Raw genomic sequence first — 23,502 nt, forward strand, 5'->3', positions numbered from 1 at the left:
TTGCTTCGATTCACCACGAGGACCCGCCGCTTCCTGCGCCCCAGCAAACCGCCGCGCCGCCAACTCCTTCTTGCTGAGCCCGGCTGATTCGCCCGGCGCCTCGCTCGGCCGCGCGTCGCGCAGCAAGTTATCGCGCAGTTTCTTCAACTGCTCCTGAGCGGTGAGGGTCTTATCGGCGGATTGCGGCTGGCCCGGCTGAACGGGGCGTCTGGAAACATTCGGCATAGCGTCGCATTATAATCCCGGCATGAATTCCCAAACCGACCTCACCCTCGCGTCGCAGCCGGCCGCAAGCGAAGCCGACGCGCCGACTTCCCTCGGCCAGTTCGTCGACTGGATGCGCTCCGTGGCGCCCTATATTCACGCGTTCCGGAACAAGACGTTCGTCGTCGCGTTCGGTGGGGAACTCGTGCAGGAAGGACGGCTGAACGCGCTGGTGCAGGACGTCGGTCTGCTGCATGCCATGGGCATCCAGATCGTGCTCGTGCACGGTTCGCGTCCGCAGCTGGACGAACAGTTGAGCCTGCACGGCGTCGAGTCGTCGTTCTCGCATGGACTGCGCATAACGGATGCCCGCGCGCTCGAATCCGCGAAGGAAGCCGCTGGCGAAGTACGTCTCGACATCGAGGCCGCCATCAGCCAGGGCCTGCCGAACACGCCGATGGCGCACGCGCACATCAGCGTCGTGTCCGGCAACTTCGTGACGGCGCGGCCGGTCGGCATTCTGGATGGCGTCGATTTCCAGCACACGGGCGTCGTGCGCAAGATCGACGGCGACTCGGTGCGCCAGTCGCTCGCCAGCAACAAGATCGTGCTGCTGTCGTCGCTCGGCTTCTCGCCGACGGGCGAAGCCTTCAATCTGTCGATGGAAGACGTCGCGTCCGCCGCCGCCATCGCGCTGCGCGCCGACAAGATCATCTTCGTGACCGAGATTCCGGGCCTCGTCGATCAGGAAGGCGCACTGGTCCGCGAAATGTCGCTCGACGACGCGTACCGGCTGCACGAATCCGGCGAGTTGCAGGGCGACACCGCGTTCTATCTGAAGCACGCGATTCGCGCGTGCCGCGGCGGCGTGGCGCGCGCGCACATCATTCCGTACACGCTCGACGGCAGCGTGCTGCTCGAACTCTTCCTGCACGACGGCGTCGGCACGATGATCTCCTACGAGAACCTCGAAAGCCTGCGCGAGGCCACGCCTGACGACGTCGGCGGCATTCTCACGCTGATCGAGCCGCTCGAAGCCGACGGCACCCTCGTGCGACGCGGGCGTCACCAGATCGAGCGGGACATCGATCACTTTTCGGTCATCGAGCACGACGGCGTGCTCTTCGGCTGCGCGGCGCTGTATCCGTACACGCAGGAGCGCATCGGCGAGATGGCCTGCCTTACGGTCGCGCCTGAAGCGCAAGGTTCCGGGGACGGCGAGCGGCTTCTGAAGCGCATCGAGCAGCGCGCCCGCGCACGCGGTCTCACGCGCATTTTCGTGCTGACGACGCGCACGGAGCACTGGTTTCTGAAGCGCGGCTTCGTGAAGGTGACTGTGGACGACCTGCCGGAAGACCGCCGCCGCCTTTACAACTGGCAGCGCAAATCGCTCGTCTTGATGAAACAGCTTTGAACTGACAACGGACGCGCGCCGCGCTTCCAAAATCGGAAATCATGGAACCGGAAGGCGAAGCCGACACCGGTCGATACAGGAGAAACAGATGGCCCGAATGATTCAATGCGCAAAGCTCGGCAAGGAAGCCGAGGGACTGGACTTCCCGCCGCTGCCCGGCGAACTTGGCAAGCGCATCTACGAGACGGTCTCGAAGGAAGCGTGGCAAGGCTGGCTCAAGCAGCAGACGATGCTCATCAACGAAAATCGCCTGAACATGGCCGACCCGCGTGCGCGCCAGTATTTGATCAAGCAGACCGAAAAGTACTTTTTCGGCGAAGGCGCCGATACGGCGTCGGGCTACGTGCCGCCGCAAAGCTGATTCCTCGCTTGCGATCATCGAAAAACCGACCCTTCGCGGTCGGTTTTTTAATGCCCGGACGTACCGTTTAGAACATCCAAGACGTCGGACAAGACTAGGCGCAATCCTAAGCCCAGTAAGGGATAGCGCCGCTCCCGGGCCGGCTCGATCTTGGGTCCGTTTGCAGATCGTCTGTCATCGTGTTATCATCTTGCTCGTTATCAACAGCACTTCACCATCATTCACGCGCGGCTTGCCCGGCGCACCGTTCATCGGGTAACGCGTGGTAGTGACAGTTTTTATACAAAGAGGCTTGTCGGTTTAGCAGTACGCCGGCCTTTTTCGTCCCAAGCCTTGGTTTTTCGCCGACGTTGCGGTTCCACCCGCGGCAGCCTCCCGGCTCGCCGTCCGCGCGTCAAATTCGTTTGTTTTATCCGAGTGCAATTTCGCGACTTTCGCCGCGAGGCACCGGCACCGCCCTTTTCTTCCGATCGTCGGCTTCGGGCGTTTTAGTCCGACGCCCGGCGAAGCCATTCGCTCGCGTTCCCACGTGGCGAACGGCTGGCGGCGCCGTCGCGAAACTGCACTATCCGGCATTCGACACGGAGTCTTCAACACATGACCGCCATGAACGACGGCCTTTGGCGCAAGCGCCACTCATCGAATCAAACTACCGGCCTTTCCCTCGACGACATCACCATCGTCGATCAATCGCTGCTCAAGCGCGCAGTCGGCGCCATGGCCATCGGCAACGCGATGGAATGGTTCGACTTCGGCGTGTACAGCTACATCGCCGTGACGCTCGGCAAGGTGTTCTTCCCCTCGTCCAGCCCGACTGCGCAGTTGCTCGCGACCTTCGGCACGTTCGCGGCCGCGTTTCTCGTGCGCCCCCTCGGCGGCATGGTGTTCGGCCCGCTCGGCGACCGCATCGGCCGCAAGCGCGTGCTCGCGATGACCATGATCATGATGGCCATCGGCACGTTCTGCATCGGCCTGATTCCGAGCTATGGAAGCATCGGCGTGATGGCACCGGTGCTGCTGCTCGTCGCGCGCCTCGTGCAGGGTTTCTCGACCGGCGGCGAGTACGGCGGCGCGGCGACGTTCATCGCCGAATTCTCGCCGGACAAGAAACGCGGGTTCATGGCGAGCTTTCTGGAATTCGGCACGCTCGTCGGCTACGTGCTGGGCGCGGGCGTCGTCGCGGTGCTGACAGGCGCGCTCTCGCAAGACGCGCTGTTGAGCTGGGGCTGGCGCATTCCGTTTCTCGTCGCCGGGCCGCTCGGGCTGATCGGTCTTTATATCCGCATGAAGCTCGAAGAGACGCCCGCGTTTCAGCGCGAAGCCGACAAGATGGAAGCGACCGCGCACGAAACGACCAAGGCGCAGTTCCGCGAAACGCTGCTCGCGCAATGGAAGCCGCTGCTGCAATGCGTGGGTCTCGTGCTGATCTTCAACGTGACGGACTACATGGCGCTTTCGTATCTGCCGAGCTACCTGTCCGCCACGCTCAAGTTCAACGAGACGCATGGGCTTTTCATCGTGCTCGTGGTGATGGTGCTGATGATGCCGCTCACGCTCCTGGCCGGACGCCTCTCCGACAAGATCGGCCGCAAGCCGGTGATGCTCGCGGGCTGTGTCGGGCTGCTGGTGCTGTCGATTCCGGCGCTCTCGCTGATCCGCATGGGCACGGTGCCGTCCATCTTCGCCGGCATGATGATTCTCGGCGCGCTGTTGTCTACGTTCACAGGCGTGATGCCGTCGTCGCTGCCGGCGCTCTTCCCCACGAAGATCCGCTACGGCGCGCTCGCCATCGGCTTCAACGTGTCGGTGTCGCTCTTCGGCGGCACGACGCCGCTCGTCACGGCATGGCTCGTCGACAAGACCGGCAATCTGATGATGCCCGCGTACTATCTGATGGGCGCGTCGGTGATCGGCATCGTCTCCGTGCTCGCGCTGCACGAAACCGCCAAGAAGCCGCTGAAGGGCTCGCCGCCCGCGGTCGCGACGCACTCGGAAGCGCACGCAATCCTGCGCGGCCATCGCGAAGCGGCCGACATGGATGACGGCTTCCCCGAAGGCACGGTGCGCGCGTAAGCGACTGCCTTGATGTGAGCCGCGAAAGGCCGGCGTCCGCAACGGACGCCGGCTTTTTTATGCGACGAGCGTGACGATGCGCGCTTCGATGCTCGCGTTCGCACCGATGTCGAGCAAGCCGACACTGATCGGCAGCTTGAAGCGGCGCCGCCCCGCGCTGCCCGGATTCACGAAGAGCACGCCGCCGCGCCGCGCGATGACCGGTTTGTGCGAGTGCCCGGTCACGACGACATCGACGCCATCGAGCTGCGCGGGCACATCGGCGATATCGTGCACGACGTGGATCGTCGCGCCGGCCAGCTCGATGCGTGCGTGCTCCGGCAAATGCGCGACGCTTTCGGCGACATCGTTGTTGCCGCGCACGACGGTCAGCGGCGCGAGTTGCGCGAGCGCGTCGAGCACTTCGCGCTTGCAGATATCGCCTGCATGAATGATATGGGCGCAGTCGCGCAGCGCATAGAGCGCCTCGGGGCGCACCAGATTGTGCGTGTCGGAGATGAGGCCGATGCGCGTTGTCATCGATTCAATGCCCTTCGCTCGCGAGCATGCGCTCGATGCGCCGGTCGGGCACGAGCCACACGGCGGCGACGAGCGTATAGATGAGCGCCGCGACCCACGGCTGCCAGAACGACACGGCAATCGCCAGCAGATACAGCAGCACGGACAGCTTGCCCTTGCGGTCAGCGCCGACCGCGCGTTCGAGCGGCGAGTTCTCGCCGTGCATGGCGATGAGCACGCGCGTGAGGATGTACCACGCGACCGCTGTCATGAAGAGTACGAAGCCGTAGCAGGCGGTCGGCACGGCGCTGATGTGGCTTTCACCCATCCAGTTGGTCGTGAACGGAAAGAGCGAGAGCCAGAAAAGCAGATGCAGATTCGCCCACAGCGCGGACCCGTTGACGCGCCCGATGGCGTGCAGCAGATGATGGTGATTGCTCCAGTAGATGCCCACGTAGATAAAGCTCAGCACATACGCGGCCAGCACGGGCACGAGCGGCGCGAGCGCGGACAGGTCGTGGCCGTGCGGCACCTTGAGTTCCAGCACCATGATCGTGATGATGATGGCGATGACGCCATCGCTGAACGCTTCGAGCCGGTTTTTGCCCATCCTGTGTCCTTGCGTGATCGACGGCCTGCCGTTGCGCGCGTTCTCTGGCGCGCCGGTCCGTCGGCGATTATGCGTGAGGCGTGCGGGGTTGTCGAATGGCTTTCAATAGACGCGCGTGTGCGGCGGATCGCGCGTCGAGGCGGTTTTGGCGCGCCCCGGCGCAATGGTAGAATCGCGTCCGCCCTGCCGGGGTGATGAAATTGGTAAACATAGCGGACTTAAAATCCGCCGCCTAACGGCTTGCCGGTTCGAGTCCGGTCCCCGGCACCACTGTGCCAATAAGCCTTGTTGGGCTCACGGCGGTGACGCGTCAAAATGGCAGTGTGTATTTTTTGTGCCAGAGTCAATTCTGACGACACTCCTGGAGCCATCCATGTCGAGGCATCCGCGTGTCTGCGGCGGGCCGAGAACAGCACAGATGAACCGCGTGCGTAGCATCCGGCGTTACATGGCGCAATATCTTATGGAAGACTGAAGCGATAGCAGACGCCGCACTACTTGGAACCATTGCTGGTGGCGTCATCGGCTTCCTCAGCGCGGCCGGAAAGGACCTACTGGACAAACAACGGAAGTCGCGCGCTCTCGCACTGTCGTTTCGAGGCGCCATCGACTCGCTCGTTGCAATCGTGGATCGTCGACAGTTTCCGGAAATGATCGAGGCCTACGCCGCAGCCGTAGAAGCGGGTCACCAAAAGCAGATTTTCAAGGTAAAGGCGTCTGCGGACGATCAGGAGATCTACAACAAGAACGTCGGGAGACTGGGGCTCTTGCGCGGCCGACTGCCGGAATCGATACCAGCGTTCTACACGGTCACTAACTCGATGTTGGCGGACTTCGAATGTTTTTACGACGCTGTTTGGGACAAGGAGCCTAACGAGTTCTCATTCGGCTCTACCGGGACAGGGGCGGCCTCCCGAGGACGCTCGCGAATGCGCCGACGAGATAAATGCGCAAGTTAGCGAGCACTGCAGTTCTTCTTCACTGCTAGCTCGTGAGCGAGCAGTTGCCGCTTCGTTTCAACAGAATCGTCAGGGGAGACCGTGATCGGTTTCACCCAGTCGCACGCCGCGCACACTTCTAACTGCTGATGTGGCCTCGGCAAAGCGTTTCGCCCGGCCCCGCCGGGCTTTTACTATTCTCCTGTGCCACCAATGCGCACGCACGCCCACAGGTGATGCGCGTTCTGGGTGCGGGCGATTGCGGCGGATGATGAGGATGATGGGAATGCGCCGCCTCGCCTAACAATTGCGGTCAGACCGGGTGAAATCGCGCTTTCATCGCCTCGATGATTGGGCGGACGCTCAACCGGCCGAAGACGCTCGACGACCGCATCGGCTTGAAGACCGGAGCCGATGACTCGAAAAACGACGTGTTTCTCGCGTAGTTCGACAAATCGAAGATGTCTCCATGGGTTATCTTTCAAACTCGATGGGATACGCTCCCGCGTGTCCGTTTGCAGTGTCGAATTGGAATACGAAGATCAGCGATAAAAAGTTGCTGGCCAATTTCAGTTCTCTCACGCATTTCTTGTCTGATTTCTGAAGGAGGGAGCTTGGATCCTTGGGTGTTTTCGGGACTTAAGCCAGATGACGTGGCCAGCCATCTCGATGAATTGAGTGAATGCTATGCTGAGCATGGACTCGTCGTGATGCCGGGCCTACTCGCCGGCAATGAGGACTTTGTTCGTTACCTTGACGCAATTCGGTTCATGTTCGGCCAAATCTTCGCGCGATATGGCGAGCGTATTGCGCAAGGTGAGGATATTGGTGACATCCTTGTCAGGCTAAAACGGATTGCGCCGCTGGACGGTCGCATTGTCGCCGATATGGGGACACAGCCGAACAAGTTCGCGGCGGGGAATCGAATTAAATTCGCCGACTTCGTCACTCGATTGCTGGAAAAAATCTTTGGCAACGATGCGGTGATTGCAACACCCCAAGCGGGCGACACGTTGCATCTCTTCATGCCGGGGGAAGAGTTCCACCGATATAATCTGCCGATTCACCAAGACTATCAATACCTGATGCAATCTCCGCGACAAGCGACGCTTTATCTCGGGCTATCTCGTCCGTACGGAGATGCGGGGGGACTCGAGTACTGGCCGGGATCGCACAAACTTGGCGTACTGCCTTGCGAACGAAACGAAAACGGAGCGTTCCGGGTAATGAATGGCGACGAGTTGATGAAGCAGTTCCGACACGAACGCTACTTGTGGGAAGTCGGAGACGTATCCTTATTCGATAGTCTGATGTGTCATCGCTCCATACCGAACACCTCGGCCGATCGGGGCAGGTCAGTCCAGATCTTTCGATTCTCAGATTTGAACAATGTGGTCGGCGAGAAGTACGACTGGCGGTCAACCATATACGAACGTCGAGGAGCGCGGTTCGAAGCTGAACACGCGGAACTCTTCAAGGAATAGCTGTCCCGACCGTCGGCCATGATTTGGCCGATTCCTCTCGCCTGTATTGGCCTTGCTAGCCGTTCCCGGCTTCGCTCGGTTGCACCCGCAGCGCCGGTGCCGTATGAGTGCATGTCGAACGGCTTACCGCTCGCCGTCACTCTCCCGGCCACTTGCCGTGCGCAATCGTCCATACCACACCGGCCACTGTGAGCAACGGAGCCAAGGCCATGGCTGTGCTTCAAAGGGAGCGCGCGGTGCGCGCGAAGAACGTCGCGCTTTGCCTTGCCCGGTTGCATATGCCGACGAGCGCCCAAGTGTTCGTCTCGATGCGTCGAGACCGCTCATCGGCCGCCTTCGTCAGCGCTGTGCTCTCTTCGATCGACTCGTGGACACCGGCAAATCGGCTGTCGATCTGTGCCTGCATATCCTCGCATCTCTGATCGTTCTTGGCGAAGCGCTCATCAATGTCGAGTTGTCGTTCTACATGCTCAGGTGGATTCAAAAAGTGGCTTCGGCAATAGAAACCCCGTACAAGGCGGGGTTTGGAGACGGATGACCGGTAATCTATTGCCATCCACCCTGCCCGCATGATCTGGTCGCGATACGCGTACCAATCACGCAGATGGGAAGAGCGTTAGCCGATCGAACTGGCGATGCAATTCGCCGACGTTTGAGAAGTGTTGAGAAAGCCCGCTCCGGGCGAGCAGCCATGGCTCGGTCGATCAGGCAGTTAGAATGGCAAACCGCGCAGTATTTCTCAAGTAGCAGCAAGAAACCCTGCTGCATAGGTCGGCAAGCCGCGTAGCATGCACTCAGCACATTGCACTCAATGCAACAATCAAATCAAACGAGTAGGAACCGTTCGTACGCATGGGTCGCATTCTTGGCGGCTCTGGCTTCCATTCTGACGCTTCTCTATGTGCTCCCCCGCGCCCCATCCGGAAATCTGACGGTCGTTGTACTGCATGATCGATCAGCACACCTGCCAAAGCTAACCATCAACCTTGATGCAGGACACGGATTCAGGCCACGCCTTGCCTTCCCTTTTCCCTCGGGTCAGACTAGCAACATGGTCGATCTACCAGGTGCCAAGGTCGACCAGATTACCTTTGACACCGCCCCGACGAGAATCTGGCAGATAGCGAATGGCGATCCAACCTCCATCCGGTTGGTCGAATTTGATAGCGGAGCCAGGCCAAGTGCCCATGTCAAGGAAGGCGATACAGGCACAATTGTTCAAGCTACTGCCGCTCCAGAAAACCCATCCGGTGGAACAGCGCGCCTATTCTTCATCGCTATAAAGACGGTGACGGGCGTACGCGCCGGCTGGTCACGCGCCTACCTTCAGATTCCGTCCTGGCAGGCGCCAACCCACTCCGTGCGACGTATTGCCTTCCCAGATTTGCAGGGGCACAAGTTAGACGTTTTCCGTCTTGCGCCTGATTCCGGGGCTTTCCTTCCGCTCGCAGAGACCGAGACTGGGGTCTACAAGTATTCATCGATTGCCGAACCTGATAGCCGGGCGGAAATCGCCCGCAAGCTCAGCACGGCAATCATGGCAGGCTGTATTGTGCTGCTTGCTCTCCCGCTCATTAAGATCAAGCAGTTGGCCAATTCCATTTTCAAGCACGCGCAGGGAGCCGCGGTCACTTCTGTCTTCTGCATTGCTGCAATCTGGTCTGCCTTCATGCTGCTATTTTCTTGGCCGACCGTTCTCGGTTGGGATGCATTTTCTCCCGTAGTACAGCATGGAAGCCCTGGAATGTCTCTCTGGTATGGCCTGGGGTATCCCCTCATCACATCGGCATCAATAAACCTAGGCGGACTAGAGGTCGCCCTTGTTCTACGCATGGTCGTTTTCTTCATTGTCCTGATATGGGTCGCCTTGACGGCGATGAAGAGCGGTTCGTCGCCTTCCATCATCGCTGCCTGGATCTTGCTCTGTGCTGGCCTGACATCTACGTCCATAGTCGTAGTTACCGAACTACGGGACTCGGTCAACGCAATCCTGCTCACCGCCTACAGTGTACTGGCGTACACGACCATGAGAGGCGCGCCAAAGCCTTCGTTTGCGAGCACGTTGGGGCTGGTTCTGGGAGGTTTCGCCCTTGCTTTACTGCGTGTGGACAATATTCCCTTCGTATTCGTATTGCTGGTGGGATTGGTGACACTTCAGCGTTCGTCGCGCAGCCTCCTATGCGCGCTGGCTACAGCTATGGCGTGCTTGGCAGCTAATCCGGCGTTGGAATACTACCTGTTCCGGGGGGACAGTTATGTGCAAGGCGAAAAGCGTCTCTATGAGGAAGCGGCACTGATCAACCCTCTTGTCGGATACCTGAATGCGAATTCGGTGAGCGACACCGACAAGGACGAGCTGACTCAGGTTCTAGACAATGTCATTGACGTGCCATACGCCAAAGAGCACTGGAATCCATTTGGAATTGTCTACTGGCATGAGAAAAACAAGGGGGCTCCGTCACCACAGTCCTTGTCGCAACTCAAATCAGTCTACCTCCGCATGCTGCTTCGGTATCCCGCGACATACTTGAAAATGCGAGGCGCCACCATGCTGATGCTGCTGAATGAGGAGCGTGCAGCGTTACGGCTCACCGGCGGCTTCAAGTCCGCGATGCCTACTGAAAACTACAATTTCCGCGATCACCTCTTCAGCACGAGACCTGATCATGTGCTTCTTCGCGAACTCTCGGGCCTGTCGCGCCTCGATCATCTATCGCAGAGCGCAACGAAGCGGATCATCGATTTGTACGCGTCGATCGCGACTCACCTGCCTCCGCTCATTCTGGCCGGCATCCTGGCAATGATGACGCGCCGAATCCCGGCTACGGGAATATTGGCGCTCGCAGCTGTAACGCGCGCCGGCGTGTTCTTTCTGCTCGCGCCAGCTACCATGTTCGCGTACCTGTCAGAACTGCAACTGTTCATGATCCTGCTGCCCCTCCTGGCAATCGCAGAATGGAGGTCCCGCAACGCGCCAAACTCAATCAGCCGATCGACACAGGTTTATCCGTCCAGGCGATCGGAAATGCGTTGATGTCAACACTATTTACCGACACCGTATCGCTTCCAGGCAAGCAGGGCTCGAAAGAAGAGCCACCCGAAGGTGACTCAAACAAAAAGCCGCCCGAAGGCGGCTTATCGCACTAACCAAGCGACACCGGATAGGCCCGCGTCGAAACTCAGGCCTATTTGGATGGCAGGATCTCGCCTGCCATTTTCTGTGCTACATATCGCGCCCCTGCCAAAGAGAGGTGGCCGAAATCAATCGCGGTCAGGTCAGTCGCTTGTGAGCCGACTCTAGTCAAGCAGCCGGACTGATTGCAGAGCAAGTCGAGCAGAGAAATGTACTCAACGCCGCTCGCTTTGACAGCCTCGCGAAGAAGTGGATCAAGCTCTTGCGGGCGCGGGATTCTTCCGTAGAGCATATATTGCGGAGGCGCTGGATGGCCCGGCGTATCCGTGTAGTACTTGAGCATTACGTCCTGGAGCCTGCCGTTCCACATTGGAGCCGGTCCCACGACCACAATCTTGGTGTTTGGCAGAGTCGCTTTGACCGCTCCAAGCGTTTCACCGACCTTCTCGACAATCGCCGGATACTCCATCCAATAGTCACCATGCGTCCACGCAGAAACCATAACGAGCACCTGCGGCTGCAGCTCCTTGAGCGACTCGAGCACCGATTTATTGATGTCGGCGCAGTTCTTTCGGTATTCGAAGCTGACATTCAACAACGGCGGGCACGCCGACTGAGTGAGTTGTGCAACCCCGAAGCTGTGATTCTCCTGGAGCGAATGAAGACCTTGATAGAACGCGCCGCCGAAAGAATCGCCCCACAGCGCTACGAGAGGCCGCTGCTTCTCGATGCAGTAGGAAGGACGTGTGCTGACGCTGACTTCCTGAATAAAGCACGTACCCGATCGAACGTCCGCCTGCCATTGAAAGTCGATCGGCGTCGCGAATGGCCTCAGGTCCGCCGGCAATCTGACGAGAAATCCGTTGGACATCACCGCTGCTCCGCTGATCGAAGCCATAACCATCATAGACGCGGCGAGACCAGACACCGCATAGCGGGGCCGGATAGAAAACCGGAGTGGCCGCTCGACGACCTTGAATGTGAGCCAAGCGAGGATGACCGCCACGACCAGTGCGCCGCCTCGCAACCTCCAATCGGCATCAAATGTCGGAATGCGCCGCCCTAAAACAAGAAGCGGCCAGTGCCACAGATACAGCGGATAACTGATCGAGCCGATCCATACCATCGGTCGGGATCCGAGCACAAATCGGTTCAGCAACGCTTGCGGACCCGCTGCAATAACAAGGCATGCACCGACGGTTGGAAGCAACGCCCAATATCCCGGAAACGCCCTGTGCTCGTCTAGAACAACGAAACCGACTGTGAACAGAACCAGTCCAGTCGCCCCGACAACAGTGCCGAATCGCTCTACGAGTCGGCGAGCCGAGTGCACGCTCGTCGAGGACATGAAGAACGAGAGGAGCGCCCCGATCATCAATTCCCAGAATCTTGAGACGGGCGAATAGAATCCCGCAACCGGATCATGCATGGTAAGGGCGACACACGCGACGAATGAGAACACCGTCGCCACGACCGCCATAACGGCGAGTCGTCGATTCCACTTCCAGACTAAGAATAAAGCCACCGGCCATACCACGTAGAACTGCTCTTCGATCGCCAACGACCAAAGGTGCAGGAACGGCTTCGTGACAGATGCAGCATCGAAGTATCCTGCTTGGTGCCACAGAACGAAGTTCGATACAAAGGCCGCTCCAGCCAGCATCTCTGTGCCGAACTGAATAAAGTCCTGCGGCAACAGCATGGTCCAAGCAGCAACGAAGCTAGCCAGGAAAACAACAATGAGAGCCGGAAAGATTCGGCGGATTCGACGCGAATAGAATTCCGTGATACTGAAGCGGTTCAATTCCAATGACCCGACGAGGATTGTCGTAATCAGGAACCCCGAGATCACAAAGAAGATATCGACGCCGATGAATCCACCGGGTAACAAGCTGGGGAAAGCATGAAAAAGCAACACTGAGGCAACGGCGATAGCACGCAACCCGTCAATGTCCTTTCGATACGCCGGATGGCCGTCGTTCAAAAGCGGACGGCTTAACTTCTTGATCTCGTTCTTCATTTCGCGTCAAGCCGGAGCTAAGGGTGATATCGAACGCGCCATTATAGGCGCTCTCGCATAAGCCCCCCGAACGACATCAGCTTACTTAGTGCACCAGTTTCGCAATCGGGGTGCGGCTCTTTTACCTTTGCCGACGGGCGCGTCCGGCACTCAGCACCGCCCGCCTTAGGTACTGTTTCCATTGCTCTGAAAGCACCACTTTCGAGCGGTAGCCTCACCGATATCTATTGCGTCTCGCAGCGGAGCAATCACCGCACGCCTGGGCGAGTACCACGTTACGCGTCGCGGTGTTCTCCGCGAGCACTGCGGTCGCAGACTTCGGAGGCTCAATGCACTCCAAGAATGACGTTCCGTCGTAGACCATTCCTGCGACTACGTTGTCGTCGCATTGAACCAGCGACTGGCGGAACTCTCCGGTGAAGCGCCCTTCGATAGGAACCTCGTTCCGGTCATCGCCCAGCATCGGCTCGATGATCTCCATGAGCCGGTCTTCATTCAGATACCGTGTAAGCCCAGCGCAACAACTGTTCATGCATAGAGTGCGTTGAGACCGAAAATCCGCCGCCTAACGGCTTGCCGGTTCGAGTCCGGTCCCCGGCACCAGGTGTGAACCGCGTATTCGTTGCACGAACTCTTCACGGCGGCATCAGCACAGACTGCGGCGCTCATCGAGCAGTCCGCACGCGGCGGCGAGTTATTTAGCATCCCTCATGCTTGGATGCACGCCAAAGTCCCTGCCCGCATCAAGCGCTACAGCCCATGCTCCACTATCCGCGACATGTAACGCCGGCCCACGCCTCGCCATGCACGAGCGCTTTAGCCACCGTCGCGAAGGGACCGTGGTCGCCCTTCATCTCGCCTGAATCCGTCGCGCGCGTCGAACTGTGGAGCGGCCGCACATCGGCGCTCGTCACGTGCACGCGCACCGCATAGCCTTCGCCGGGCGCATCCGCTCGGGCATCAGCGGGCATCAGCGGGCGGCGGTGAGGGAGTCGTGTCCAGCGTGAGCACGTAAATCCCTGCTTCGACTTCCTTTTGCATGGCGGACGCCTCCGTAATCAGCGCCTCTGCCGATTGTGCTACCGTGCCGACCCGCCCGACAAGCGGCCGCGAGCGCAGGCGGTGCGTCGTCATCCGCTTGCCGCCGCGCATGTTATAAAGCTTCGCCGCACACTTACATCACGCTCCGATGCGCGCGCCGCGTCGGACATCGACCGATTTCTTCGATGAACATCCGCTCTCGTCTGCTTCTCGTTTTCTCGCTTCCGCTCGTGTTCGCGACGGGCTGCACGTCCTATTACCGCAATACCGAAGCGTGCAAGGACAAGGTGCGCGCCGATTATCCGGACGCGGCGAGCGCGCCGCTCAAGATCACCGGCTCGAACGCCGCTTTCCACGGTTCGCGCGTCGTCGTGCGGGGCGTCATCGCGACACCGCCGAAGCCGCCCGCGACAAAAACAGCAGAGGTGCCCGCCGCAGCCGAATGCACGTTCAGCGACGCGACGCTCACCGGCTTCCAATGGCTCGCGCCCGCGAACCTCGCACCCAAGCCGCCGGCGGACGACGATGAGTGACGCGCGCCGTGCCGACGGTGCGCTCGGCAGACGTCGCGCGTCTCCAGTATGATCGGCGGCTGGCCGCACGCCGCCTTCCCGCCGTCCGACGGAACGATCTCATGTCCGCGCAATCGCAACCATCGCATCAGCCGCATTCCTCCTCGTCGCACACGCACACGCCTGAACCGCATCCGCCCGAACCACATCCGCATTATTCGCGCGCCACGCTCTGGCTGCTTGCGACCATCGCGGGCGTCTCGGTCGCCAATATCTATTTCAATCAGCCGCTGCTCGGCGACTTCCGGGCGTCCTTTCCGCAGCACGCGTATCTGATCGGCGCCGTGCCCACCGCGACGCAGTTGGGCTACGCGCTGGGCATGCTCGTGCTCGCGCCGCTCGGCGACCGGTTCGACCGGCGCATGCTGATCCTGCTGCAGCTTGCCGCGCTCGGCGTATCGCTCGTCGCCGCGAGCGCCGCGCCGACGCTCGCGGTGCTGATCGCGGCGAGCCTCGCGATCGGCGTCGTATCGACGATCGCCCAGCAGGCCGTGCCTTTCTCCGCCGAACTCGCGCCGGCGGCCGAGCGCGGTCACGCAGTCGGCACCGTGATGAGCGGCCTGTTGCTCGGCATTTTGCTCGCGCGCACGGTGTCGGGCTTCGTCGCGCAGTACTTCGGCTGGCGCGCGGTGTTCGGCGCATCGGTGGCGGCGACCATCGCGCTCGCCATCGTCGTGATGATGCGGCTGCCGAAAAGCCGCCCGACGTCCACGCTGTCCTACGGCAAGCTGCTCGTCTCGATGTGGCATCTCACCGTCGAGAACCCCGGTCTGCGCGAGGCCGCGCTGACGGGCGGCGCGCTCTTCGCCGGATTCAGCGCGTTCTGGTCCATGCTCACGCTCCTGCTCGCGGGCGAGCCGTTTCACATGGGGCCGCAGGCGGCGGGACTCTTCGGCATTGTCGGTGCGGCGGGGGCGCTCGCCGCGCCGCTCGCGGGAAAGTCGGCGGACAAGCGCGGACCGCGCGCGGTGATCTCGCTGTCGATTGCGCTCGTCGCACTGTCGTTCGTCGTCTTCGCGCTGTCCGCACGCAGCATCGCGGGGCTCGTGGTAGGCGTGATCGTGCTGGACATCGGCGTGCAGGCCGCGCAGATCTCGAATCAGTCGCGCATCTACGCGCTTAAGCCCGACGCGCGCAGCCGCGTCAATACGGTGTACATGGTGGCGTATTTCATCGGCGGCGCGGCGGGCTCGGCGCTCGCGTCAGTCGCATGGCACGCGATGGGGTGGACGGGCGTCTGCCTCGTCGGTCTCGCGTCGACAGGACTCGCCGGCTTCAGTCACTGGCGGGGCCGCGAGCGGCGGCTGGTATCGCGTCAGGTTCGCGAGGAGTGAGGAAAGCCGCATACGTTCGCGTGGATTCGAGCGGCGGTGCATCGCGAATGACGTCCGCGACAAGTGAGTCAAGCCGCATGTGCACGCTCGCATCTGCGTCGAACTGCGGCTGATTCACGGTCGGACCCGCCGAGTCCTGAAAGCGCAGCGGCCACGCGTCCGCTCAAGCCGCAGCTGCTCGAAGATGAGGTCCGCGAGAAGCGCGACGAGCGTTACATCGACGCAAGCCCGAACCCTTTCCTCGCGAATCAGACGGCCCGCGCCCTGCTTCAGCGCGATGACCGCCTGCGGCAACTGACGCACGGGAACGGCTGCAACTCGCGCGCACGTCGCACGAGCGCCTGAAGCGATTCCGCCCGCTGGGCATGACCACAACGCGGCCGCGAGCGCATCGGAGAGCGGATGCCCGTCCGGAAGCGCGTGGTTCCGCGCGAATCAGACGGCCCGCGCCCTGCTTCAGCGCGATGACCGCCTGCGGCAACTGATGCACGGCGAACGGGATGCAACTCGCGCGCACGTCGCACGAGCGCCTGAAGCGATTCCGCCCGCTGGGCATGTGACCACAACGCGGCCGCGAGCGACTCGAAGAGCGGATGCCCGTCCGGAATCGCGTGGAAGCGAAGTCGGTCAACGCGTTTCCGCCAGCCTGCGGCAGCGATCTCACCGCGTACGGCTTTCGTGTCTACGAGCAGAGCAACGCGATGTTCGTGCCGGGCGATTTTGCTTGCGGCGTCGTCGCGCGAATCGAAAGCGAGCTAAACCGAAACGGTACGCGTAGACCGGCGGTCGATCGCCTATACGCACCCCGACGAATCAGCCAACCCGCCGCAGGCACGACGCCACACGCTCACGCACGTTCCCGCGCATAGTCGTCCAACGCGTCGAGCACGCGGTCGAACTCGAGCGACTTGTCGAAGAAATGCCGCGCGCCATACTGCAAACACCGCTCGCGATACGCCGGCAACGCGTGATTGGTCAACACGACGACGAAAGCGCCCTTCGCCGCGCTCGACTCGTCGGCGTTCCTGAGCCACGCGAGGACATCGATACCCGAGCCGCGCTTGAGCTGCAGATCGACGATGACCGCATCGAACCGCTGCGACGACAAGAGCGCGATGGCCTCCTCGGGTGCATCGGCGAAAGCGGTTACGCGCCACGGACCGAGCGCCTCGATCGCTTCGGTGAGACTGCGACGAATCAGCGGCGAATCCTCGATCAGGAGCACCGCGAGCGGCCCGCCGCGCGGCTCGTGTTGCTCGTTCGAATGGTCGGTGATGATGTGGTCGCCCACGGCGGCATCCTCCGCAAGCACTATTCGATCAAGCCGTTCTTGATCGCGTAATAGGTCAGATCGGCGTTGTTCGAGAGTCGCATTTTCTCCAGCACACGCGCCCGATACGTGCTCACCGTCTTCACCGAAAGATGCAGTTCCTGCGCGATCTCCGTCGGAATGCGGCCGCCCGCGAGCTTGCAGAAAATCTGGAATTCGCGCTCCGAGAGCAACTCGTGCGGGCGCTCGGCTGCAGGCTTGTCGAGCTTGTCGGCGAGCGCATCCGCAATGAATTCCGACAGATAGCGATGCCCGCGCGCGACCGTGCGAATGGCGCGCACGATCTCGTCCGGCGCGGCGTCCTTGTTCAGGTAGCCGTTCGCGCCCGCCTTCAGCAGGTTGATCGCGTACTGACTCTCCGGAAAGCCCGACAGCATGAGCACGCCCTGCTGCGGCCGTATCTGCTTGATGACGCGCAAGGTGTCCACGCCGTTTTTATCCGGCATGGCGATGTCGAGCAGCACCACGTCGAAGGCGTTTTCGCGCACGAGCGCGATGGTTTCATCGCCAGTCGATGCTTCCGCCGCCACTTCCATGTCCGGCTCGTCCGCGACGAACTGCCTGAACCCGCTGCGCACGATCGCATGGTCGTCGGCTATCAAGACTCGAATCATTCACGCCGTCCGCACTGCTGTAATAAGTGAACGGTGATTGTACCGAGGCGGCGTCCGGCCGATGCGCGGTGCAGCACGCACCGCGCTTTCAAGCCCGGGACGCTCAGCCGTTGCGGCCTTCCAGCAGGTCGGCCATGTCATCCGCGTGCTCTTCCTCGACGGCGAGAATCTCTTCGAAGATGCGGCGCGTCGTGACATCCTTGTCGCCGAGATAGCGAATGATTTCGCGGTACGTGTCGATCGCGATGCGCTCGGCGATCAGGTTCTCGCGAATCATGTCGATCAGGTCGGCGCCTTCCTTGTACTCCGAATGCGAGCGCGACTTGAGGCTGTCCGGCGCAAAGTCCGGCGAGCCGCCCAGTTGCACGATGCGCTCGGCGAGCATGTCGGCGTGTTCCTGCTCTTCGGTCGCGTGCTCGGCGAACTCCTTCGCCACCGCTTCCGAATGGATACCCTTCGCCATGAAGTAATGGCGCTTGTAACGCAGCGTGCAGACCCATTCGGTCGCAAGCGCGTCGTTCAGCAGTTTGAGTACGGTCTCGCGGTCGGCGGAATAGGTCGACGTGACCGGGCCCTCGTCCATGTGCTGCCGCGCGTCGTTCCGGATTTTTTCCACATCGAGGACGAAAGCGTCCGTGGACTGGCCCGGCGCACTCGATACAGCAGACGAATTGGACATGTGTTTGCTCCTGTTAAATGGGGATTGGACGGACGCTTCGAGCGAGTCCGCCAGGTGGCGTCATAGCGTTCCGCTATTCGATCGTCGTCTCCGATGCACGGGGCGTGCCCGCTCGCTGCGCGCTCGTGCGCGACTCGAGCGAGCAAAGGCACGACGCAAAGGCGACGTTACGTCCTGAAGACGCCGAGCAGCAGCGTCACGACGAATACGACGAGGAAAATATAGAACAGGATCTTGGCGATTTCAGCGGCGCCGGCCGCGATGCCCGTGAACCCGAACACCGCCGCGATGATCGCGATGACGAAGAAAACGGCTGCGTAGTGAAGCATGGGACCCTCCTCGTGATTGTTCTCAGGTCGGGCCGGGCATGGCGGCAACCGCCATCCCGGCGTGGCGAGCGTGCGTTGCAGTCAGACGCCGCTAATCGACCGCTTTCTTGGTGATGACGAACCCGAGCACCAGAAACACGACGCACAGAATCAGGAACAGCACGAACAGGAACTTGGCGATGGTCGCGGCGCCCGCGGCAATGCCCGTGAAGCCCAGCAACCCGGCGATCACAGCGACGATCGCGAAAAACAAAGCCCATCTCAGCATGATCGCTCCCCGCAGAATGAATGACGCACTCATGCTAGCCGCTCGTCTTCCCCCGCGCATTCGGGCTGGCTCCTTTTTTGCTGTGAGAATCCACCGACATTCGCTTTCAAATCGGCTGCGCGATGCGGCCATCTGCCTCGTCGTTGCCAAAGAACCACGCCATGAGCCACTCGCCCAACGCCGCGCTGCCCGGCATCACGCCGGACCACCCGCCGCCCGCACCGGAGACGAGCCCGTCGAAACGCGCGGGCATCACGCGCTTTAACGAATGGATGCATCGCTATAGTTGGGCCGTCGCGATGACGGTCGCTATCGTCATTACTGTCGGCGGGCTCGTGATTCTGGAATCCGGGCGCATGCGCATCGCTGCCGAATACGAGACGGCGCTCGACGCGAAGAGCGCGACCGCGCAGCTTTCCGCGCTGGCGGCGGACATCGCGACGCTTTCCGCGCAGGGACAAGCCCTCGCGCTGAAACCGGACGCCGCCTACAAGGCGCAGTTCGATGGAACCGCAGCGCACGTGAAGCGCGCGCTCGCCACGCTCGACGCCTACTACCGCCGTATCGGCGACGACACGGCGCTCGCGAGCTTCGCGCAGATCCGCGCGGCGGCGAACGAGGCGATCGAGCGAAACGCGTCGCCGTCGTCGCAAACGTCCGCCGATGCATCCGCCGGTAACGACACGACGCTCGATGCCGCGCTCTCGCTCCTGCGCCTGAACGAAGACCAGCGCGCGCAGCACGCGCTCGACGCAAGCCGCGCCGACCAGCGAATCTCGACGCTGTGCGTCGCCGCGTTGTGCGCGCTCAACATCGTGTTGTTTCTGCTGCTGTTTCGTAATCTCGGCATTCAACTCGATAAACAGGACCGCGTGCAGAAGGAACTCATCACGCAGCAGGAAGAACTGGATCGGCTCGTTTTCGAACGCACGCGTCAACTGGAGGCGCTTGCCTGGCATCTGCAATCCGTCAGCGAAGACGAGAAAACGCAGCTCGCGCGCGAACTGCATGACGAACTCGGCTCGATTCTGACGGCGAGCAAGATGGACGTCGCGTGGGTGCGCGGCAAGCTGCGTGAATCGGAACCGGCGATGGCCGAGAAACTGTCGCGCGCCATCGGCAATCTGGATCAGGGCATAGCGCTCAAGCGCCGCATCATCGAGGACATGCGGCCGACCGTGCTCGCGAACTTCGGTCTCGTGACCGCGCTGCGTTCGCTCGCCGACGAAGCCGCGCAGCGCAACGGCTGGACGCTCGAAGCCAGGCTGCCGGAGGACGACGTCAAGCTCGGCGAAGCCGTCGAGATCGCCCTCTTTCGCGTCGCGCAAGAAACGCTCACCAACGCCGCGAAGTACGCGCGTGCGAGTCGCATCTGTATTGCGTTGACGCTCGATTCGGCGAATGTGGCGCTCGATATCTCCGATGACGGCGTTGGCATCCGCCCGCAGGATTTGAAGCGCACGCAGACGCACGGACTCGTCGGCATGCGGCAGCGCGTGTCGGCGCGCGGCGGGCGCTTCGAGATAGAGCGCGCGACGCCGCACGGCACGCGCATTCGCGTGTCGATGCCGCGCGATCGCGTACACGGCGACACAGCGGCAGCGCCGACGCGCGCCGCCGCGTAGGACGATGCTGACGTCAAATGCGGAGTCCGCCGACAAAAAAAACACATCAGTGCCTACAGCGCGCGCTCGGGCGCTTTTTTAAGATTATTCACACCGGTGAGGCCCATCGAACATGCAGCGGCCAATCCAGACACTTCACTTCAAGGGGATTGAACATGACTCGAATCATCGCTTTGCTGCTGATCGCGGGCACCGCTGCGCTGGCAGGTTGCAACACCATCTCGGGCGCAGGTCAGGACCTTTCGAAGGGCGGCCAGGCTATCTCGAACTCGGCGGAAGAGCATAAGTAAGCCGACGGGTTCACAAGAAAGAAGCGTAGTCTCCTGTCTCCCGCCGCGATTCGCGGCGGGATTTTTTCGTGCGTGCGAAAAGAAGAAACCCGCCCGATAGCTCGGGCGGGTTTCTTTTCGGCTCGACGAAATGTTTCTTACTGCGTGTCCGGCAACTCCAGCGCCGGCGTTTGCGTGTTGCCGCCTTGCGCGACCAGCACGCGAATCTTGTCGGGCACAACCTGCGACAGCGCATTGCCCGAAGGCAGCGTCGTCACGAGCCAGTCCGCATTGTTGCCGAGATCGAACGAAGCGGACTTGTACACCGGCGTCTTCGAACCCGGCAGCGTCGCGATCAATTGATACGTGCCGCCCGAGACGTAGATCGAGTCCTGCGTGCTCGCCGGCACCGCGCTCTTGAACGCGACGCCCGCCATCGTCGGGCTGACGGCCGTGATGTCCGTGCCCGGCGCAACCAGATACAAGTCGAGATTCTGCGCGTTCGCCGATGCGTTGAAGCCGCGCACGCGCGCGCTCGTCGAGAGCAGGCCCTTGTCGAAAGGATCGTCGATGACGGCGATCGACGGCACAAGGCCCGCGTCCGGCAATGCGACCACCGTATATTCGTGGCCTTTCGCCGCGTTGCTGATGCTCGAATCCGAGGCGAGCGTGGTGGTCGTGTTCACGGCCGCATACGCGAAGTTGTGCTGGCCCGTGCCGATGTTCGCGAAGTTGGTCACGGTCTTGTAGCCGAGGTTCGGTTGCAAAACGTTGCCGTTGTCATAGAAGTCGACGTTCGGACCGCTCGGAATCGCGTGGATGAAATGAACCTGTGCTTGCGTGAGGCCGAGTTCCTTGCCGACGTCGTCCGAACTTCCGCCGCAAGCGGACAGGATCGAAGCAACAGCGGCGAGTGCCGTAACGGTGCGGATGGGCTTCATGTGCCACCTTCCTTTTTCTGATCGTTGATGGTGTGAAGAAGGTCGCGGGCGTCGGGCGTGTCCCTGTGGCGCCGCTTCCTCGCCGCGCGTCACGCGTCTTTGTTTCATCGGAATGACGCGTGCGCGGGTGGCGGGAAAAGAGCAACGCCTGTGCCCTGTCGCGGTGCATGAGCGGCGTTGGCGGGACGCGAAGCCTTGCCGCGCAAGGCGCAAGCTTTCGTTAGAGGAATTGCTCGGGATGAGTGGGAAGACATGTGCGAACGATGCTCGCACCGCGACGTGGGCGCGTTTCCTACAAACGGCAGGAACGCGAGGCGCTCAGACCAGCCCCCGCCGCCGATAATCGAACCAGAAAGAAAGCCCCACGCTCAAGAGAATGACGACCGTTGCAATCACGGTCCAGCGCGTGATCGCCTCACCGAGCAGCAACGCGCCGAGCAAAACAGCCACGACCGGATTCACGTACATGCAGCTGCTCGCGATAATCGGGCTCGTATGCCGGATCAGAAAGCCATACGCGACATACGCGGCCATCGTCCCGATCAGCATCAGATACAAGAACGACAGCCCCGGCACGAAGCCGATGCTCGCTAGCCGCTCGCCCGAGAGCAACGCGACCGCCGTCGAAATGGAACCGCCGAGGCCGATTTGCAGCGCCGTCGACAGGAAGAGATCCGACGGCAGCTTCACGCGGCTCGCAAGATGCGCCCCGCCCGCCCAGAAAATCGCGCCGCACAGAATGGCGATGCTGCCCGCCGTCGAGCCGGACGCCGAATCGCCGTGGTTGAGCAACACGATGCCGACGAGCCCGAGCCCGACCGCGACCCACTCGCCCTTCGCGATGCGCCGGCCCGTGAGCGCGGCGATGATCGTCGCGAAAAGCGGCACGGTGGCGACCATCACGGCGGCGGTCCCGGTCTCGACGGTGCGCATGCCGTAAGCGAGCATCCCGCTCGACAAGCCGACGAGCAGCGTGCCGACGAGCGCGGCGTTGCGCACTTCGGCCAGCGTCGGCCAGACGGGTTTGCGGCGCGCCGCCAAAACAAAGAGCCCGATGCCCGCGAACAGATTGCGCAAGCCGGAAAGCAGAAGCGGCGGAAACGACGCGAGCGAGAGATGCACGGCGAGGTACGTCGATCCCCACACCAGATACACGACCGCCAGCGCGAGCGCGACTTGTCCCTTGTGCGAACGCGGCGCGCGGAACGGAAAGCGATCGGGAAGCGTGACGGGGAGACGCGGCGGCTTGAGCGGCGGATTGGACATGCGTTATCCGGCGACCGCGCAAGACTGAGCCGTGCTTTCTGCCCGACAGACGGCAATTAAACGGGCGGAAGCTCCGGCGCGACAAACGAAACAGGACGACATGGCGAAACGGTTGGAGTGCGAACGCGTGCGCAGGGAAGAACAGCGGACGACGCGGGGCGTCGATTGCGGCCGCGAAGCGGTCAGGGAAAACACGCAGGCCGCGGCGAGCGACATTATGCAGTAAGCGCCCCGCGCGATCGACGAATCGCCGGACGAATTTTCTGATGGTTGCCAACACGCCACGGTGCGGTGTAATGTGGCGGCTGCTAACGCGGGGGTCCTGCGTTGCACATCGCGATTGCGGCCGGTTTCATCGTGCGTAATCGCCTCGTGCGGCGCGGGTGAGAAATACCCTTTGAACCTGATCTGGATAATGCCAGCGCAGGGAAGCGTTCGAGTTCGACGGTCGCGCCGCATCAGACCACTTCTTCCGGACTCGTACCTTTCCGTCTCGTTC

22 protein-coding genes, 1 tRNA gene and 1 riboswitch are annotated in these 23,502 nt (G+C 61.5%); of the genes, 10 read left to right on the top strand and 13 right to left on the bottom strand.

What is annotated here, in order from left to right:
• The first annotated feature begins 247 nt into the window (after positions 1-247).
• The 3 genes from argA (at position 248) to proP (ending at position 4,052) form a co-directional block, all read left to right on the top strand.
• Positions 248-1,618, top strand: a complete 1,371-nt coding sequence (argA, locus tag P9239_RS13280) for an amino-acid N-acetyltransferase (RefSeq protein WP_309751533.1) — start codon at positions 248-250, stop codon at positions 1,616-1,618.
• Between the two features lie 88 nt (positions 1,619-1,706).
• On the top strand, positions 1,707-1,979 hold the full coding sequence (locus P9239_RS13285; protein WP_040048806.1) for an oxidative damage protection protein: 273 nt from the start codon (positions 1,707-1,709) through the stop codon (positions 1,977-1,979).
• 597 nt (positions 1,980-2,576) lie between these two features.
• The gene (gene proP / locus P9239_RS13290; RefSeq protein WP_309751538.1) at positions 2,577-4,052 is read left to right on the top strand and encodes a glycine betaine/L-proline transporter ProP; all 1,476 of its coding nucleotides are present in this window, start codon (positions 2,577-2,579) and stop codon (positions 4,050-4,052) included.
• A gap of 57 nt (positions 4,053-4,109) precedes the next feature.
• Here proP and P9239_RS13295 read toward each other — a convergent pair whose 3' ends face one another.
• Together P9239_RS13295 and P9239_RS13300 are read right to left on the bottom strand one after the other, a co-directional pair.
• Positions 4,110-4,571 carry a metallophosphoesterase family protein gene (locus P9239_RS13295; protein ID WP_309751540.1) on the bottom strand — a complete coding sequence of 154 codons (462 nt, stop codon included), beginning with the start codon at positions 4,569-4,571 and terminating at the stop codon, positions 4,110-4,112.
• 4 nt (positions 4,572-4,575) lie between these two features.
• Positions 4,576-5,160 (bottom strand): TMEM175 family protein, encoded by a 585-nt coding sequence (locus tag P9239_RS13300; protein WP_309751541.1) that lies wholly within the window; start codon positions 5,158-5,160, stop codon positions 4,576-4,578.
• A 185-nt stretch (positions 5,161-5,345) separates the two neighbouring features.
• Here P9239_RS13300 and P9239_RS13305 point away from each other — a divergent pair.
• Both P9239_RS13305 and P9239_RS13310 read left to right on the top strand, forming a co-directional pair.
• Positions 5,346-5,430 (top strand) — tRNA-Leu (locus P9239_RS13305).
• 1,282 nt (positions 5,431-6,712) lie between these two features.
• A complete protein-coding gene (locus tag P9239_RS13310; protein ID WP_309751543.1) occupies positions 6,713-7,582 on the top strand; it encodes a phytanoyl-CoA dioxygenase family protein in 870 nt (289 codons plus the stop codon).
• Between the two features lie 220 nt (positions 7,583-7,802).
• Here P9239_RS13310 and P9239_RS13315 read toward each other — a convergent pair whose 3' ends face one another.
• Positions 7,803-7,988, bottom strand: coding sequence for a hypothetical protein (locus P9239_RS13315; RefSeq protein WP_309751545.1), 186 nt, complete (start codon positions 7,986-7,988; stop codon positions 7,803-7,805).
• Between the two features lie 645 nt (positions 7,989-8,633).
• Between P9239_RS13315 and P9239_RS13320 the strand changes: the two genes are divergently transcribed.
• On the top strand, positions 8,634-10,616 hold the full coding sequence (locus P9239_RS13320; protein ID WP_309751547.1) for a hypothetical protein: 1,983 nt from the start codon (positions 8,634-8,636) through the stop codon (positions 10,614-10,616).
• 151 nt (positions 10,617-10,767) lie between these two features.
• Here the strand turns inward: P9239_RS13320 and P9239_RS13325 are convergent, their stop codons facing one another.
• From P9239_RS13325 to P9239_RS13335, 3 genes are all read right to left on the bottom strand, one after another.
• Positions 10,768-12,735 (bottom strand): acyltransferase family protein, encoded by a 1,968-nt coding sequence (locus P9239_RS13325; RefSeq protein ID WP_309751549.1) that lies wholly within the window; start codon positions 12,733-12,735, stop codon positions 10,768-10,770.
• 214 nt (positions 12,736-12,949) lie between these two features.
• Positions 12,950-13,216, bottom strand: coding sequence for a hypothetical protein (locus P9239_RS13330; RefSeq protein ID WP_309751550.1), 267 nt, complete (start codon positions 13,214-13,216; stop codon positions 12,950-12,952).
• A 479-nt stretch (positions 13,217-13,695) separates the two neighbouring features.
• Positions 13,696-13,887 carry a hypothetical protein gene (locus P9239_RS13335; protein WP_309751552.1) on the bottom strand — a complete coding sequence of 64 codons (192 nt, stop codon included), beginning with the start codon at positions 13,885-13,887 and terminating at the stop codon, positions 13,696-13,698.
• 74 nt (positions 13,888-13,961) lie between these two features.
• Here P9239_RS13335 and P9239_RS13340 point away from each other — a divergent pair, with 74 nt between their 5' ends.
• Together P9239_RS13340 and P9239_RS13345 are read left to right on the top strand one after the other, a co-directional pair.
• Complete coding sequence (locus tag P9239_RS13340) at positions 13,962-14,309, top strand: hypothetical protein (protein ID WP_309751553.1); 348 nt, start codon at positions 13,962-13,964, stop codon at positions 14,307-14,309.
• Between the two features lie 101 nt (positions 14,310-14,410).
• Complete coding sequence (locus tag P9239_RS13345) at positions 14,411-15,682, top strand: MFS transporter (protein ID WP_309751556.1); 1,272 nt, start codon at positions 14,411-14,413, stop codon at positions 15,680-15,682.
• Between the two features lie 847 nt (positions 15,683-16,529).
• Here the strand turns inward: P9239_RS13345 and P9239_RS13350 are convergent.
• From P9239_RS13350 to P9239_RS13370, 5 genes are all read right to left on the bottom strand, one after another.
• Positions 16,530-16,973, bottom strand: a complete 444-nt coding sequence (locus tag P9239_RS13350; RefSeq protein WP_309751558.1) for a response regulator — start codon at positions 16,971-16,973, stop codon at positions 16,530-16,532.
• Between the two features lie 20 nt (positions 16,974-16,993).
• Positions 16,994-17,626 (bottom strand): response regulator transcription factor, encoded by a 633-nt coding sequence (locus P9239_RS13355; protein WP_309751560.1) that lies wholly within the window; start codon positions 17,624-17,626, stop codon positions 16,994-16,996.
• Positions 17,627-17,729: 103 nt separating this feature from the next.
• Positions 17,730-18,305 carry a ferritin-like domain-containing protein gene (locus tag P9239_RS13360; RefSeq protein ID WP_309751562.1) on the bottom strand — a complete coding sequence of 192 codons (576 nt, stop codon included), beginning with the start codon at positions 18,303-18,305 and terminating at the stop codon, positions 17,730-17,732.
• Between the two features lie 167 nt (positions 18,306-18,472).
• A complete protein-coding gene (locus P9239_RS13365) occupies positions 18,473-18,634 on the bottom strand; it encodes a DUF1328 domain-containing protein (protein WP_040048814.1) in 162 nt (53 codons plus the stop codon).
• A 91-nt stretch (positions 18,635-18,725) separates the two neighbouring features.
• A complete protein-coding gene (locus tag P9239_RS13370; protein WP_159835737.1) occupies positions 18,726-18,902 on the bottom strand; it encodes a DUF1328 domain-containing protein in 177 nt (58 codons plus the stop codon).
• Positions 18,903-19,063: 161 nt separating this feature from the next.
• Here P9239_RS13370 and P9239_RS13375 point away from each other — a divergent pair, with 161 nt between their 5' ends.
• Both P9239_RS13375 and P9239_RS13380 read left to right on the top strand, forming a co-directional pair.
• A complete protein-coding gene (locus tag P9239_RS13375) occupies positions 19,064-20,527 on the top strand; it encodes a sensor histidine kinase (RefSeq protein WP_309751567.1) in 1,464 nt (487 codons plus the stop codon).
• 155 nt (positions 20,528-20,682) lie between these two features.
• On the top strand, positions 20,683-20,817 hold the full coding sequence (locus tag P9239_RS13380) for an entericidin A/B family lipoprotein (RefSeq protein WP_040048920.1): 135 nt from the start codon (positions 20,683-20,685) through the stop codon (positions 20,815-20,817).
• 137 nt (positions 20,818-20,954) lie between these two features.
• Here the strand turns inward: P9239_RS13380 and P9239_RS13385 are convergent, their stop codons facing one another.
• Both P9239_RS13385 and P9239_RS13390 read right to left on the bottom strand, forming a co-directional pair.
• Positions 20,955-21,737: a DUF4397 domain-containing protein gene (locus P9239_RS13385; RefSeq protein WP_309751571.1), complete on the bottom strand. Its 783-nt coding sequence runs from the start codon at positions 21,735-21,737 to the stop codon at positions 20,955-20,957.
• A gap of 318 nt (positions 21,738-22,055) precedes the next feature.
• Positions 22,056-23,003, bottom strand: a complete 948-nt coding sequence (locus tag P9239_RS13390) for an EamA family transporter (protein WP_309751573.1) — start codon at positions 23,001-23,003, stop codon at positions 22,056-22,058.
• A gap of 305 nt (positions 23,004-23,308) precedes the next feature.
• Positions 23,309-23,451, top strand: a riboswitch (TPP riboswitch).
• Positions 23,452-23,502 lie beyond the last annotated feature (51 nt).

Source organism: Caballeronia sp. LZ062 (assembly GCF_031450785.1).
Classification (GTDB): domain Bacteria; phylum Pseudomonadota; class Gammaproteobacteria; order Burkholderiales; family Burkholderiaceae; genus Caballeronia.

Bases quoted from the DNA above. Each gene is read 5' to 3' on its own strand.
- P9239_RS13365 (WP_040048814.1), bottom strand. From the start codon at position 18,634: ATGCTTCACTACGCAGCCGTTTTCTTCGTCATCGCGATCATCGCGGCG.
- argA (WP_309751533.1), top strand. From the start codon at position 248: ATGAATTCCCAAACCGACCTCACCCTCGCGTCGCAGCCGGCCGCAAGC.
- P9239_RS13385 (WP_309751571.1), bottom strand. From the start codon at position 21,737: ATGAAGCCCATCCGCACCGTTACGGCACTCGCCGCTGTTGCTTCGATC.
- P9239_RS13320 (WP_309751547.1), top strand. From the start codon at position 8,634: ATGGTCGATCTACCAGGTGCCAAGGTCGACCAGATTACCTTTGACACC.
- P9239_RS13370 (WP_159835737.1), bottom strand. From the start codon at position 18,902: ATGCTGAGATGGGCTTTGTTTTTCGCGATCGTCGCTGTGATCGCCGGG.
- P9239_RS13340 (WP_309751553.1), top strand. From the start codon at position 13,962: ATGAACATCCGCTCTCGTCTGCTTCTCGTTTTCTCGCTTCCGCTCGTG.
- P9239_RS13330 (WP_309751550.1), bottom strand. From the start codon at position 13,216: ATGGAGATCATCGAGCCGATGCTGGGCGATGACCGGAACGAGGTTCCT.
- P9239_RS13300 (WP_309751541.1), bottom strand. From the start codon at position 5,160: ATGGGCAAAAACCGGCTCGAAGCGTTCAGCGATGGCGTCATCGCCATC.
- P9239_RS13295 (WP_309751540.1), bottom strand. From the start codon at position 4,571: ATGACAACGCGCATCGGCCTCATCTCCGACACGCACAATCTGGTGCGC.
- P9239_RS13390 (WP_309751573.1), bottom strand. From the start codon at position 23,003: ATGTCCAATCCGCCGCTCAAGCCGCCGCGTCTCCCCGTCACGCTTCCC.
- P9239_RS13315 (WP_309751545.1), bottom strand. From the start codon at position 7,988: ATGCAGGCACAGATCGACAGCCGATTTGCCGGTGTCCACGAGTCGATC.
- proP (WP_309751538.1), top strand. From the start codon at position 2,577: ATGACCGCCATGAACGACGGCCTTTGGCGCAAGCGCCACTCATCGAAT.
- P9239_RS13360 (WP_309751562.1), bottom strand. From the start codon at position 18,305: ATGTCCAATTCGTCTGCTGTATCGAGTGCGCCGGGCCAGTCCACGGAC.
- P9239_RS13325 (WP_309751549.1), bottom strand. From the start codon at position 12,735: ATGAAGAACGAGATCAAGAAGTTAAGCCGTCCGCTTTTGAACGACGGC.
- P9239_RS13355 (WP_309751560.1), bottom strand. From the start codon at position 17,626: ATGATTCGAGTCTTGATAGCCGACGACCATGCGATCGTGCGCAGCGGG.
- P9239_RS13375 (WP_309751567.1), top strand. From the start codon at position 19,064: ATGAGCCACTCGCCCAACGCCGCGCTGCCCGGCATCACGCCGGACCAC.
- P9239_RS13345 (WP_309751556.1), top strand. From the start codon at position 14,411: ATGTCCGCGCAATCGCAACCATCGCATCAGCCGCATTCCTCCTCGTCG.
- P9239_RS13380 (WP_040048920.1), top strand. From the start codon at position 20,683: ATGACTCGAATCATCGCTTTGCTGCTGATCGCGGGCACCGCTGCGCTG.
- P9239_RS13335 (WP_309751552.1), bottom strand. From the start codon at position 13,887: ATGCGCGGCGGCAAGCGGATGACGACGCACCGCCTGCGCTCGCGGCCG.
- P9239_RS13285 (WP_040048806.1), top strand. From the start codon at position 1,707: ATGGCCCGAATGATTCAATGCGCAAAGCTCGGCAAGGAAGCCGAGGGA.